Origin of the sequence: Cupriavidus pauculus (genome assembly GCF_008801835.1) — a bacterium.
Classification (GTDB): Bacteria; Pseudomonadota; Gammaproteobacteria; order Burkholderiales; family Burkholderiaceae; genus Cupriavidus; species Cupriavidus pauculus.
In genome coordinates, this window is the sequence record NZ_VZOW01000006.1 from 122,613 (window position 1) to 135,902 (window position 13,290).

Sequence of the window (13,290 nt, forward strand, 5' to 3'; positions counted from 1 at the left end):
CAGGATATCGGCGCCCCCTGTTCTGAATCCAATGCCGATTGATCATCCGCCCCACCGCCGTTATGCAAGTCATGCATAACCTTCGAACGCGCTACCGCCGGCTTAGTTGCCCGCCAGCGGCGCGGCCACCGCGGCCCATACCTTGTCCACCAGTTGGCGTTTGCGGCGCAGCTGGCTGCCGCGCCGCTCGCCACCATTGTCGGTCGGCCGCTCGCGGTAGAGCCGGATTTCCATGTCGATCGACTGCGGCAGGCTGCGCGCCGATTCGGCCCGGACCAGCCGGCCCGCGGCCACGTCCTCGCGCACCGTGCTTTCGGGCAGGAAGGCCATGCCGTGCCCGGCCAGCGCCATGACCTTGAGCGCCTCGGCCATATCGGTCTCGTAGCATTTGTCGAGCTTGAGCGTTTCCGGCGATTCGGCCAGCAGCATGTCGACCATGCGGCCGAGGAACGCATTGGGCGTGTAACTGAGGAACGGCACCGGCTTCTTGTCGGTCCCCGGCAGCCGGAACGCCGGGCGGCCAGTCGCGTCGGGCACGCTGTACGGCGACAGCCGCTCGGTGCCCAGCACGAGCATGTCGTAATGCGCCGGATCGAGCTGGATCGCCTGTCGGGCATGGTGGTAGACCATGACCAAATCGCAGCCGCCTTCGACCAGCATCAGCACGGCGTCATGGACATTGAGCGCGCGCAGCCGGCACGGCAGCGTGCCGACCAGGCGTTCGACGCCCTTGAGCCATTCGGGGAAAAAGGTCAGCGACAGCGTGTGCGGCACGGCGAATTCCAGCACCTGCGCATTGGCAGAGCGCTGGCCGCGCATCAGCGCGCGCGTCTCGCTAACCTGCGCCAGCATCGCCAGCGCCTGTTCGTAGAACACCTTGCCGGCGGCGGTCAGGCTAGTGGGATAGCTGGACCGATCGATCAGCTCGGTGCCGACCCACGCTTCCAGTGACTGGATGCGACGCGAGAACGCTGGCTGCGTCACGTGGCGCAGCTCGGCCGAGCGCGAGAAGCTGTGCGTCTCGGCCAGACTGACAAAGTCTTCAAGCCATTTGATTTCCATGGCGCGGATTATCGCCCGCCGGCCCGATCCGCGCACGGCGCGCAAAATTGTTCCATGGATTTGCAGATCGATGGAACAGGATTACACTTTCACGGCATTCCGGACCAGATTTTGCATGTTTGTGCTCACGAGGCGCTTTTAAGATGACTGCCATTGCACGCCAACCCGATCGAGCCATCCATGCAGCAAGCCGCGCCGTCCTCCCGTCTGTCCCTGAACCTGCTGGCCTCCGGCATGGAAGCCACGTTGGCGCAGAGCGCGCGCATGGTGGCCGCCCACGTCGCGGCGAGCCTGCCCGATACGGACACGCTGCTGGCCAGCCTGCCGCCCGGCGCGCTCGACGGCAGCCCCGCCACCTACACGCGCCATCTGGTGCATGCCGATCCGTTCGAGCGCTACTCGGTGATGCTGCTGGTCTGGCGGCCGGGCCAGCACAGTCCGGTGCACGGCCATCGCACATGGTGCGCGTACCGGGTGTTGCGCGGCACGCTGTCGGAGCGGCATTACCGCTGGAATCCCGACAATCGCACCGCCACGCAGGTTGGCGCCGTCACGCGCGGCGAAGGCGACACCTTCAGCGTGCCGGCCGGCCTGCAGCATATCCACGCGCTGGGCAACGACAGCGATGCGGTTGCCGTATCGCTGCATATCTACGGCGTGGACCAGGATCGCATTGCCACCGGCGTCAATTTGCTGGTGGACACCATCGTCAGCTAGTTCGCGCCCGGCAGGGACGGCGGACGGCCGACGCCATCACACCCCTGTCCGAGAACTTCGATGGACCGCTATGACCGCCAGATCCTTGGCATCCTGCAAGAGGATGCCACCGTGCCCGTTGCCGATATCGGCGAGCAGGTCGGCCTGACTTCCACCCCTTGCTGGCGGCGCGTCCAGAAACTGGAAGAAGCGGGTGTGATCCGCAAGCGCGTGGCGCTGCTCGACGCGGCGAAACTCAATGTCGGCGTCACGGTCTTCGTGTCGATCCGCACCAACCAGCACAACGTGAAATGGCTCAAGGCCTTCCACGGCCTGGTGGCGTCGATCCCCGAGGTGACCGAGTTCTACCGCATGGCCGGCGATACCGACTATCTGCTGCGCGTGGTGGTGCCCGATATCGCCGCCTACGACGCGGTGTACAAGAAGCTGATCCAGGGCGCCGAGCTGGCCGATGTCAGCTCGAGTTTCGCGATGGAGCAGATCAAGTACACCACGGCGCTGCCGCTGGACTACGCGTAGGCGACTGCACCGGCGCGCGTCAGCCGCGATGCGCCCAGCTGGTCATGCGTTTTTCCAGCACGGCGAACAGCTCGTACATACCCATCGCCATCGCTGCGATAACGACCAGCCCGGCAAAAGCCAGCGGCATCTTCATCGCCGAACCGGCCGACACCAGCAGATAGCCGATGCCTTCGTTGGCGGCATTCATCTCGGAAACAGTCGTGCCGACGAAGGCGAGCGTGATGGCCACTTTGAGCGAGGCAAAGAAGAACGGCATGGCGCGCGGCAGGCCAACCTTGATCAGCACGTCGCGCCGCTTGGCGCCCAGCACGCGCAGCACGTCTTCCAGTTCCGGCTCCAGCGTGGCCAGCCCGGTGGCGATATTGACCATGATCGGGAAGAACGAGATCAGGAATGCGGTCAGGATCGCCGGGCCCGCGCCCAGGCCCAGCCACACGACCAGGATCGGCACGAATGCGGCCTTGGGCAGCGCGTTGAACGCGGTCATCAGCGGATAGGTAGCCGCATAGGCCAGCCGCGACGATCCCATCAGCATGCCCAGCACCACGCCGACGACGATCGCCAGGCCGAAGCCGACCATCGTGGTCCAGAACGTTCGCCACGCATGCCCGGCGATCACGCCGCCGTATTCGGCCAACGACGCCACGATGGCCGACGGGCTCGGCAGGATGAAGTCCGAGACATTGAAGACCAGACACGCGCCTTGCCACAGCAGCAGGCACGCGCCCAACAGGATCCAGGGGGCGACGCGCTGCACGCGCTTCGCCTGAAGTGAGGTCATCGTCGCCATGATCAATGCTGCCTGACGTGGCCGATCTTCTCGCGCAACTCGTGCACGCGTTCGGCAAATGGTTCGGTGTAGGTAACGTCGAGCGGACGCGGGCGCGGCAGGTCGATTTCCTTGCGCAGCAGCAGCCGTCCCGGCCGCGCGCTCATCACGTACACGGTATCGGCCAGGAACACCGCTTCGCGCAGATCGTGCGTGACCAGAATCACGTTGAAGCGTTGCGCCTGCCAGAGATCGCGCAGCACGCACCACAGTTCCTCGCGCGTGAAGGCGTCGAGCGCGCCGAACGGCTCGTCCAGCAGCAGCATGCGCGGCTGGTGGATCAGCGCGCGGCAGATCGAGGCGCGCTGCTGCATGCCGCCCGACAACTGCCACGGATACTTGTCCTCGTAACCGGCCAGACCGACCGTCTTGAGCAGATCGCGCGCGCGCGCCACGTACTCGTCGCGCTTCTTGCGCATGGTCGACCGGTACGGCTCGACGATCTCCAGCGGCAGCATCACGTTGTCGAGCGTGGTGCGCCACGGCAGCAACGTCGGCGCCTGGAATGCCATGCCGACCTGCTTGAGTGGCCCAGTCACCTTCGCGCCGTTGATGCTGACCACGCCGCGCGTGGCCTGGCGCAGGCCGGTGGCCAGCTTCATGAAGGTCGACTTGCCGCAGCCCGACGGCCCGACGATGGCGATGAACTCGCCCTCGGCCGCCTGCAGCGAAATGTCCTCGACGGCGAACTCGCCGCGCCGTGCCAGCTCGTCGTCATAGGCCAGCCACACGCGGTTGAAATCGACGAACGGCTTGCCGGCAGGCGCGCCCGCGCTGTCGGCAACGCCACGGGCCGGCGCGGCGTCGGCCGGCACGCCGCCCGATGCGCCAATCAGTGCTTCTCTTGCCATCATCGCAACACATCCAGTTCGGCGGCCGACGGCAGGTAGGCGTCGGTCCACAGCGTATCGGGGTTGATGCGTCCCTTGGTGGCGAAGGCATCGGCCACTTGCGACGCCATCAGCGACAGACGCGGCTTGTTGACACGGCCAAACCCTTCGGCCTTGGCGTCGGGCGACTTCACCACGCTGTCGAGCGCGATCTTCAGGCGGCGCACTTCCAGCTTCTCGTCGATGATGCCGTCGCGCGCCTTCACGGCCTTGATGCCTTCCTCGGGATTGGCGATCACATCCTTTGCGGACTTGGCAAAGGCGCGGAGGAACGCCTTCACCGCTTCGGGATTGCTCTTGAGAAATTGCTCGGACGCGATGACTGCGTTGCCGTACAGCTTCACGCCGTACTGCGGATACGGCAGCACCACGATGTCCTCGTCCTTCACGCCGCGTGCGTTCAGGTTCAGGATCGACGTGAACGAGAAGCCGGTGATCGCATCGAGATCGCCGCGCGTGAGCATGGTTTCGCGCAGCGTCGGATCCATCGCCTGCCAGTTGAACGACGCGGCCTGCAGGCCGTTGGCCTTGGCAAAGATCGGGAAGGCGCGGCGGCCCGCGTCGAACACCGGTGCGCCGAGCTTCTTGCCGGCCAGGTCGCGCGGCGACTTGATGCCCGACTTCTTCAGCGCCAGCACGGCCGCCGGCGTGTTGTTGTAGACCATCATCACGGCTACCGGCTTGTTCTTCGCGTCCGGGTTGTTGCCGTAGAACTCCATCACGGACGCCAGGTCGGCAAAGCCCATGTCATAGGTGCCCGACGCCACGCGGTTGACCACGTTGCCGGAGCCATTGCCGGCGTCGATCGATACGTCGAGCTTTTCGGCCTTGTAGTAGCCCTTCTGTTCGCCGAGCAGAAACAGCGCGGACGGACCTTCGAAACGCCAGTCGAGCTGGAAGCGGATCTTCGTCGCAGCTTGCGCCTGCGCGGTGCCAGCGCAGAGTGTCGACAGCACCATCGTGGTGCTCAATGCGGTGCACAGCTTCAGCAGATGACGGCGCACAGGGGATTGCGGCATGAACCTTCTCCAGTAGTTGATCTCTCTGGGAAGGACTTTTCGCAAGGGCCGTGCCAGCCCCGCATGGGACAATCGCGCACCGAAGCGAGGCGTGCGCGCGGTGCATTGACGAACCACGATTGTGCGCGCTCCCGTGTCAGCGCGACTTGCCGCCCAGGATTGTCGACAATCCGAGGCGGCGTTTTTTGCGGATCAGGCGTCCTGCGTGGCGTCGCCGACGTCGACCGCCAGCGCTTCCGCATCGGGCGCGCCCTTGGCGGCGTTGCGCGCCTGGATGTGCCACATTTCGGCGTAGCGGCCGTTGGCGCGCATCAGGTCTGCGTGCGTGCCGCGTTCGATGATGCGGCCGTGATCCATCACGAGAATCTGATCGGCATGCACCACCGTGGAAAGCCGGTGCGCGATCAGCAGCGTGGTTCGATTCTGCGCCAGCCGCATCAGTTCGGCCTGGATGGCCTGCTCGGTGCGCGAATCGAGCGCCGAGGTGGCTTCGTCGAACACCAGGATCGCGGGATTTTTGAGCAGCGTGCGCGCGATGGCCACGCGCTGCTTCTCGCCGCCCGACAGCTTCAGCCCGCGCTCGCCCACCGGCGTGTCGTAGCCCTGCGGCAGTTCGCGAATGAAGTGGTCGATCTGCGCGGCGCGCGCGGCCTCGATGACTTCCTCGCGCGAGGCGTCGGGCCGGCCATAGGAGATGTTGTAGTAGATGCTGTCGTTGAACAGCACCGTATCCTGCGGCACGATGCCGATCGACGCGCGCAAGTCGGCCTGGCGCACGCGCCGGATATCCTGGCCGTCGATTTCGATGCTGCCCGTGGTCACGTCGTAGAAGCGGAACAGCAGACGCGCCAGCGTCGACTTGCCCGATCCGCTGTGCCCGACCACCGCGGTCGTGGTGCCGGCGGCGATCGTGAAATCGACATCGTCAAGGATCACGCGATTGGATTCGTAGCCGAAGCCGACATGGCGGAATCGCACCTGGGCACCGTCGACGCGCAACGCGGGCGCGCCGGGCGCGTCGGCCACTTCCTGGTTGGTGCCCAGCAGCACGAACATGCGGTCCATGTCGGTGGTCGCCTGCTTGATTTCGCGATAGATCACGCCGAGGAAATTCAGCGGGATATAGAGCTGGATCATCAGCGTGTTGACCAGCACGAGATCGCCGAGCGTGAGCTTGCCGGCGGCCACGCCAACCGTGGCGCGCCACAGGATCAGGATCAGCCCGACCGCGATGATCGCCTGCTGGCCGAAATTGAGCAGCGAAAGCGAATTCTGCGACCGAATCGCGGCGGCGCGGTAGGTGCGCAGGTTCTCGTCGTAGCGGCGCGCTTCGTATTCCTCGTTGCCGAAGTATTTGACCGTCTCGAAATTGAGCAGCGAATCGATCGCCTTCTGGTTGGCGCGCGAATCGAGTTCGTTCATCTTGCGCCGGAAATGCGTGCGCCACTCGGTCACCACGATCGTGAAGCCGATATAGCTGGCCAGCGCGCACAGCGTGATCGCGGCAAACCAGATGTCGTAGTGCAGGAAGAAGAAGCCGATCACCAGCGACATTTCCACCAGCGTGGGCAGGATGCTGTACAGCGAATACGAGATCAGCGACTGGATGCCGCGCGTGCCGCGTTCGATATCGCGGCTCATACCGCCGGTCTGTCGATCCAGATGAAAGCGCAGCGACAGTGCATGCAGATGACGAAACACCTGCAGCGCGATCTCCCTGACCGCGCTTTGCGTGACCTTCGAAAAGAGGATCTCGCGCAACTCCGTGAACAGCGAGCCGGAAAGGCGCAGCACGCCGTAGGCGACGATCAGGCCCACCGGCACCACCAGCAGCGCGGCGGCGTCGCCGGCCTTCACGTCCATGCTGTCGACAAGCTTCTTCATCAGCACCGGCACGCCCAGATTGGCCACCTTGGCGGCCACCAGGCACGCCAGCGCCAGCATCACACGCCACTTGTAGTGCCACACATAGGGCAGCAGGTTGCGGACGGTCTGCCAGTCGCTGCGGGGAGCGCCCGCGTCTTTGAACAGCGTGTTTGCCGGCGGCGTGGGGACGGGCTCGGCGGTCGTGGAGTAGCGGCGCATACGTTAGAATTCAGGCCAATGCCGCGATTGTCGCAGAGAACGCCAGGTCCGGCAGACCGTGCCCCGCCCGCCCCATGAACGCCCCGTATTTCCCCCTCTCCTCGATCGACACCATGTCCACATCCGCCCCCATCTCCGAACTTCCTCGCGGCAAGAACCCCGCATTGCGCGTGGTGCCGATGCCCGCCGATGCCAACGTGCACGGCGACGTGTTCGGTGGCTGGATCATGGCGCAGGTCGATATTGCCGGCTCGATCCCCGCGGTCGAGCGCGCACAGGGCCGCGTGGCCACGGTGGCGGTCAACTCGTTCCTGTTCAAGCACCCGGTGTTTGTGGGCGATCTGGTCAGCTTCTACGCGGACATCGTCAAGACCGGACGCACCTCGATCACGGTGTCGGTCGAAGTCTACGCCCAGCGCATGCGGCACAGCCATGAGATCGTCAAGGTGACCGAAGCCACGCTGACCTATGTGGCCACCGACGAAAGCCGCTCGCCGCGCGAATTGCCGACGGCCTGAGCAACGCGCCGACAGGCAGGCGTCCCTCGCCCGAGCAGGCCAGGGACGCAGCGCTGCCTGCGGCGCAAGACCGCACGCTCAGTCGAACTTCGAGAAGTCCGGCTTGCGCTTTTCGAAGAATGCGGTGAACGCCTCCTTCGCTTCGGCAGCCAGCAGCATGCGGCGGAACACCTCGCCTTCCTCCGCCATCTTCTTCTCGACTGCCGGCGTGTCGTCGCCCTTCATCAGACGCTTGGTTTCACGCAGCGAAGACGCCGGCAGCGCCGCCAGCTTGGCCGCCTGCTGACGCACGTGGTCCGCCAGTTCCGCAGCGGGCAGCACCTTCGTCACCAGTCCCATGGCGTGCGCTTCCTGCGCGCTGAATGCCTCGCCGAGCAGCAGTTTCTCGGCGGCGCGCTGATAGCCGACCAGGCGCGGCAGCAGCAGGCTCGACGCGGCTTCCGGGCACAGCCCCAACTGCACGAACGGCAGCGACAGCCGCGCGGTGTCCGACGCGTAAACCAGATCGCAATGCAGCAGCAGCGTGGTGCCGATGCCCACCGCCGCGCCGCTGACCGACGCCACCACGGGCTTGGTGGCGTGGCTGATGGCGTGGAGAAACTGAAACACCGGCGCGGGCGCGCCGCCTTCTTCATGGGTGGGCGGACGCTTCATGAAGTCTTCGAGGTCGTTGCCGGCCGTGAAGATTTCCGGCTTGCCCTCGATCACGATCACGCGCACGGCGTTGTCGCCTTCGGCGTCGCGCAGCGCATCGGCCATGGTCTGGTACATCGCCGCGGTGATGGCGTTCTTCTTGTCGATGCGATCGAAACCAATGGTCAGCACGCCCTGCTCGATGCGGGTGGTAATGCTCATGTCTTCCTCGTCTCCAGTGGGAATTCGATGTTTGCCGCTCACGCAAACGGTGGCGGCGTCTCGGAAAGATAACTCAAGCCGAACGCGCCCGCGCCAACATTGAGCGCGACGGTCAGGCTCATGGGCGCGAGCATCAGCTCTACGTCATGCGCGGCGGCCGCATCGGCCAGCGATTGCCAGGCCGGCCACGCCGTCACGTCATCGATGTCGCCCGCATAGGCGGCTGCGATCGTCGGTGTCATCAGGCATCCGGCGCGGATGCACGCTTCGGCATGACCCAACAGGCGACGGATGCCTTCGTCGGTGCCGCGCGCCTTGGCAATCGCCTCGGTTGCGCCGCGATGCATGCGGATCACCGGGCGGATATTGAATGCGCTGCCCAGCATATAGCGGCCCCACGTGATGCTGTGCTCGCCCTTGAGCTTGGCGCGCGTGTACATGTACAACAGCTCGTCGGGAATCAGGAACATATGCGCCGCGTCGCGCAGGCGATTTTCCACCGCATCGACCACCGCTGCCGCGCTGGCCCCGCCTGCCAGCATGCGCGCGGCCTCGCGCACGATCAGCGCCTGGCCCGGGCCGATCGCGCCGGTGTCGATCACGGTGAGATCGAACAGCCCGCTGCGCCCCGCGTCCTTGCGCAGCTTGAAACTGCGCGCGACCGTGCCCACCACCGCGCCGGTGGCGTTCGCATACAGCTTGCTGCGGCTGCTGGCGATGGTCAGCAGGATCGCGCGGTCGCATTGCGCCACCACGTTCCTGAGCAGATGGTCTTCGAGTTCGCGTTCGAGCAGCGGAATCGATTCGGCGTAATGATCCTGCTTGCCGACCAGATACTGCTGATAGAGATCGGGCAAGGCCGCCTCGTCGCGCGTATCGGCGACAAAGCGATCGCCAGCGCGAATCCGGAACGGAATGGTGCGGACGCCCAACGCGTCCATCAGCGTGCGCGGCATGTCGCATGCCGCGTCGGCCAGAATGGCTGTCTCCTGCATTTCTTGTTCTCCTCCGGGTCAGTGCGTCAACGTGTTGGCATCTTCGTGTCCATACATTTCTTCATCTGATCGAAGGTCGGGACGGCTCGCCCGTGAGGCGGCCGTCCCTGCGGCGCGTTTTTGTTATACGCGCTCGAAGATTCCAGCAGCGCCCATGCCCGTTCCCACGCACATGGTCACCATGCCGTACTTCATGTTGTGGCGACGCAGCGCGTGCACCACGGTTGCCGAGCGGATCGCGCCCGTCGCGCCGAGCGGATGGCCCAGCGCAATCGCGCCGCCCATGCGGTTCACACGCGACGGATCGAGATCGAGATCGCGCATCACCGCCAGCGACTGCGCAGCAAATGCCTCGTTCAGTTCGATCCATTCGATCTGGTCCTGCGTCAACCCTCCGGCCTTCAGCGCGGCGGGAATCGCCACCTTCGGACCAATCCCCATGATCTCCGGCGGCACGCCGCGGACCGCAAACGAGACAAAGCGCGCGAGCGGCACCAGGTTGAACTGCTTGAGGATCTTTTCCGAAACGAGGATCAGCGCACCGGCGCCGTCCGAGGTCTGCGAGCTGTTGCCGGCCGTCACGCTGCCCTTGTTGGCGAACACCGCGCGCAGCTTGCCCAGTCCTTCGGCCGACGTATCCGGGCGCGGCCCTTCGTCAAGCGAGATGGTGCGCGTCCTGACGCTGACCTGCCCCGTGGCGAGATCGGGAAATTTCTCGACGACTTCGATCGGGGTGATCTCGTCGCCAAATTCACCGGCCTGCTGGGCAGCGATGGCCTTCTGGTGCGACGCCAGCGAAAACGCGTCCTGGTCTTCGCGGCTCACCTTCCACTGCGTGGCCACCTTTTCGGCGGTCAGGCCCATGCCATAGGCAATCCCGACGTTCTCGTCGCGCTCGAAAATCGACGGCGACATCGACGGCGAATTGCCCATCATCGGCACCATGCTCATCGATTCCACGCCCGCGGCGATCATCACATCCGATTCGCCGACGCGGATGCGGTCGGCCGCCATGGCCACCGCGGACAGGCCCGAGGCGCAGAAACGGTTCACCGTGATGCCGCCGACGGTATTCGGCAAACCCGCCAGCAGCGCGCCGATGCGCGCCACGTTCAGGCCCTGCTGGGCTTCGGGAATCGCGCAGCCAACGATCGCGTCCTCGATCAGCGCCGGGTCCAGGCTCGGCACCTGGGCCACGGCGGCCTTCAGGATCGTCGCCAGCAGATCGTCGGGACGGGTGTTCTTGAACGCGCCCTTCGGGGCTTTGCCGATCGGCGAACGCGTGGCCGCGACGATGTAGGCGTCTTGCAGTTGTTTCATGATGTCGGTTCCTCGTTGGCCTGATCAGTTGCGCACCGGCTTGCCCGTCTGCAGCATGCCCATGATGCGCTCCTGCGTCTTGCCGTTGCCCAGCAGGTCAATGAATGCCTTGCGTTCCAGCGCCAGCAGCCAGTCCTCGCTGACCAGCGAGCCTGCCTCCACGTCGCCGCCGCAGACCACTTCGGCAATGCGCGTGGCGATCAGGAAATCGTGCGCCGAGATGAAGTTGCCGTCGCGCATGTTCACGAGCGACGCCTTGATCGTGGCGATGCCCGAGCGGCCGGCCACCGGAATCAGCTGGCCCGGCAGCGGCGCACGATAGCCGGCGTTGGCCAGCGCGCGCACTTCGCTCTGCGCCACGTACAGCAGTTCGTGGACGTTGTAGACGATCGTATCGGTCGGCTGGACGTAACCAATCTGCTGCGCCTCCAGCGCCGAAGTCGACACGCGCGCCATGGCCGCGGCCTGGAAGCGGTTGGTGACGAAGTTCAGGTAGTTGGTGCTGCCGGCGGCCTGTGCGGCCCGCGCGGCGGCAATCGCGGCTTCCTTGAGGCCGCCGCCGGCAGGCACCAGGCCGACGCCCACTTCGACCAGGCCCACGTAGCTTTCCAACGCGACCACGCGTCGGGCCGAATGCAGCATCAGTTCGCAACCGCCGCCCAGCGCGATGCCGGACACCGCCGGCACCACCGGTACCGCGGCGTACTTCACGCGCATCATGGTGTCCTGGAACTTCTTCACGAACGGCTCGATGCCCTTGGCACCGCCCATCATGAAGGCCGGCATGGCGGCCTCGAGGTTGGCGCCCGCCGAGAACGGACCGCCGGGCGCGCCCAGCTGCAGCGATGTCGGCTGCCACACCACCAGTCCCTTGTATTCGGCTTCGGCCAGTTCCACGGCGCGCACGATGGTGTCGAGCACGTCGGGGCCGATCGTGTTCATCTTGCCCTTGAACGAGATGATCAGCACATCGTCGGCGCCATCGCTGGTCCAGATGCGCGCGCCGTCGTTCTCTTCGATGGTCTTGCCGGCACGGCGCGGATCGGCCGCTTCGGTGCCCTTGAGTGCGGCCCGGAAAACCTGGCGCGCGTAGACCGGCAGGTCGGCGCGCTTGACGAACGCGCTGGCGGCCGGCGACCACGAACCCTGCGCGCCATGCACGCCGCCGTTCTCGGCCACCGCGCCATCAAACACCCACGCGGGCAGCGGCACGTTCGCCAGCGCGCGCCCAGCGTCGATATCTTCCTTGACCCACTCGGCCACCTGCTTCCAGCCCGCCGCCTGCCAGTCTTCGAACGGGCCGGAATTCCAGCCGAAGCCCCAGCGGATCGCCAGGTCGATGTCGGCCGCCGAACCGGCGATCTGCTCCAGATACACGGCGATGTAGTGGAACACGTCGCGGAACACGCCCCACAGGAACTGCGCCTGCGGATTGGTCGATTCGCGCAGCAGCTTGATGCGTTCGGCCGGATCCTTCTTGAGCATGCGCACGACGATCTCGTCGGCTTTCTTGCCCGATTCCACGTACTGGCCGGTCTTGGCGTCCAGCACCTTGATCAGCTTGCCTTCCTTCTTGTAGAAGCCGGCACCGGTCTTCTGGCCCAGCGCGCCGGCGTCGACCAGCCCCTTGAGCACGGCTGGCGTCTTGTACACCGGCGCGAACGGGTCGTTGGCGAGCCCGTCCTGCATGGTCTTGATCACGTGCGCCATGGTGTCCAGCCCCACCACGTCGGCGGTGCGGAACGTGGCCGACTTGGCGCGGCCCAGCTTGGTGCCGGTCAGGTCGTCGACGATATCGAACGGAATGCCGAATTTCTCGGCTTCGGCAAACACGGCCAGGATCGAGAAGATGCCGACGCGATTGGCGATGAAGTTCGGCGTATCCTTGGCGCGCACCACGCCCTTGCCCAGCGACGTGGTCAGGAAGGCTTCCAGGCGGTCGAGGATCTCGGGCTGCGTGGTGGCGGTGGGGATCAGTTCCACCAGATGCATGTAGCGCGGCGGATTGAAGAAGTGCACGCCGCAGAAGCGCGCCTTGAGGTTGTCGTCGAAACCATCGGACAGCGCCGTGATCGACAGGCCCGACGTATTGGTCGCGAAGATCGCGTTGGGCGCCAGATGCGGCGCCACTTTTCTGTACAGGTCGTGCTTCCAGTCCATGCGCTCGGCGATCGCCTCGATCACCAGGTCGCATTCCTTGAGCAGCTCGATGTCGTCCTCGTAGTTGGCGGCGCGGATCAGGCCCGCTTCGTCCTTGATGCCGAGCGGCGCGGGCGACAGCTTCTTCAGGTTTTCGATGGCCCGCAGCGCGATGCCGCTCTTCGGGCCTTCCTTGGCCGGCAGGTCGAACAGCACCACAGGCACTCGGGCGTTGACGAGGTGGGCGGCGATCTGCGCGCCCATGACGCCGGCACCCAGCACGGCGACCTTCTTGACGATGAAATTGGACATGCGCGCTCCTTGGAGAGTGAGCGTTTG

12 protein-coding genes are annotated in these 13,290 nt (G+C 65.4%); 3 read left to right on the forward strand and 9 right to left on the reverse strand.

Annotated features, from left to right (window positions below; genetic code table 11):
• Nucleotides 1–102: 102 nt before the first annotated feature.
• Nucleotides 103–1,062: a LysR family transcriptional regulator gene (locus F7R19_RS09590; protein WP_150980104.1), complete on the reverse strand. Its 960-nt coding sequence runs from the start codon at nt 1,060–1,062 to the stop codon at nt 103–105.
• Between the two features lie 180 nt (nt 1,063–1,242).
• On the opposite strand from F7R19_RS09590, the gene F7R19_RS09595 reads away from it, so the two are divergent.
• Together F7R19_RS09595 and F7R19_RS09600 are read left to right on the forward strand one after the other, a co-directional pair.
• Nucleotides 1,243–1,779 (forward strand): cysteine dioxygenase family protein, encoded by a 537-nt coding sequence (locus F7R19_RS09595; RefSeq protein WP_061954723.1) that lies wholly within the window; start codon nt 1,243–1,245, stop codon nt 1,777–1,779.
• A 60-nt stretch (nt 1,780–1,839) separates the two neighbouring features.
• A complete protein-coding gene (locus F7R19_RS09600) occupies nt 1,840–2,298 on the forward strand; it encodes an Lrp/AsnC family transcriptional regulator (RefSeq protein WP_061954721.1) in 459 nt (152 codons plus the stop codon).
• A gap of 19 nt (nt 2,299–2,317) precedes the next feature.
• Here the strand turns inward: F7R19_RS09600 and F7R19_RS09605 are convergent, their stop codons facing one another.
• The 4 genes from F7R19_RS09605 to F7R19_RS09620 form a co-directional block, all read right to left on the reverse strand.
• Nucleotides 2,318–3,091: an ABC transporter permease gene (locus tag F7R19_RS09605; protein ID WP_061954719.1), complete on the reverse strand. Its 774-nt coding sequence runs from the start codon at nt 3,089–3,091 to the stop codon at nt 2,318–2,320.
• 2 nt (nt 3,092–3,093) lie between these two features.
• Nucleotides 3,094–3,984 carry an ABC transporter ATP-binding protein gene (locus F7R19_RS09610; RefSeq protein WP_084003889.1) on the reverse strand — a complete coding sequence of 297 codons (891 nt, stop codon included), beginning with the start codon at nt 3,982–3,984 and terminating at the stop codon, nt 3,094–3,096.
• Entirely contained in the window at nt 3,981–5,039 is a 1,059-nt protein-coding gene (locus F7R19_RS09615; RefSeq protein WP_150980105.1) for an ABC transporter substrate-binding protein, read from the reverse strand. Before F7R19_RS09615 ends, F7R19_RS09610 begins: the two co-directional genes overlap by 4 nt.
• A 192-nt stretch (nt 5,040–5,231) precedes the next feature.
• Entirely contained in the window at nt 5,232–7,124 is a 1,893-nt protein-coding gene (locus F7R19_RS09620; protein WP_150980106.1) for an ABCB family ABC transporter ATP-binding protein/permease, read from the reverse strand.
• A 113-nt stretch (nt 7,125–7,237) separates the two neighbouring features.
• On the opposite strand from F7R19_RS09620, the gene F7R19_RS09625 reads away from it, so the two are divergent.
• Nucleotides 7,238–7,642, forward strand: coding sequence for an acyl-CoA thioesterase (locus F7R19_RS09625; protein WP_061954713.1), 405 nt, complete (start codon nt 7,238–7,240; stop codon nt 7,640–7,642).
• Between the two features lie 78 nt (nt 7,643–7,720).
• Here the strand turns inward: F7R19_RS09625 and F7R19_RS09630 are convergent, their stop codons facing one another.
• From F7R19_RS09630 to F7R19_RS09645, 4 genes are all read right to left on the reverse strand, one after another.
• Nucleotides 7,721–8,497 carry an enoyl-CoA hydratase gene (locus F7R19_RS09630; protein ID WP_150980107.1) on the reverse strand — a complete coding sequence of 259 codons (777 nt, stop codon included), beginning with the start codon at nt 8,495–8,497 and terminating at the stop codon, nt 7,721–7,723.
• Nucleotides 8,498–8,535: 38 nt separating this feature from the next.
• Nucleotides 8,536–9,492, reverse strand: coding sequence for a DegV family protein (locus F7R19_RS09635; RefSeq protein WP_150980108.1), 957 nt, complete (start codon nt 9,490–9,492; stop codon nt 8,536–8,538).
• Nucleotides 9,493–9,615: 123 nt separating this feature from the next.
• Entirely contained in the window at nt 9,616–10,815 is a 1,200-nt protein-coding gene (locus F7R19_RS09640; RefSeq protein WP_150980109.1) for an acetyl-CoA C-acyltransferase, read from the reverse strand.
• Between the two features lie 21 nt (nt 10,816–10,836).
• Complete coding sequence (locus F7R19_RS09645) at nt 10,837–13,263, reverse strand: 3-hydroxyacyl-CoA dehydrogenase/enoyl-CoA hydratase family protein (protein WP_150980110.1); 2,427 nt, start codon at nt 13,261–13,263, stop codon at nt 10,837–10,839.
• Between the last annotated feature and the right edge of the window lie 27 nt (nt 13,264–13,290).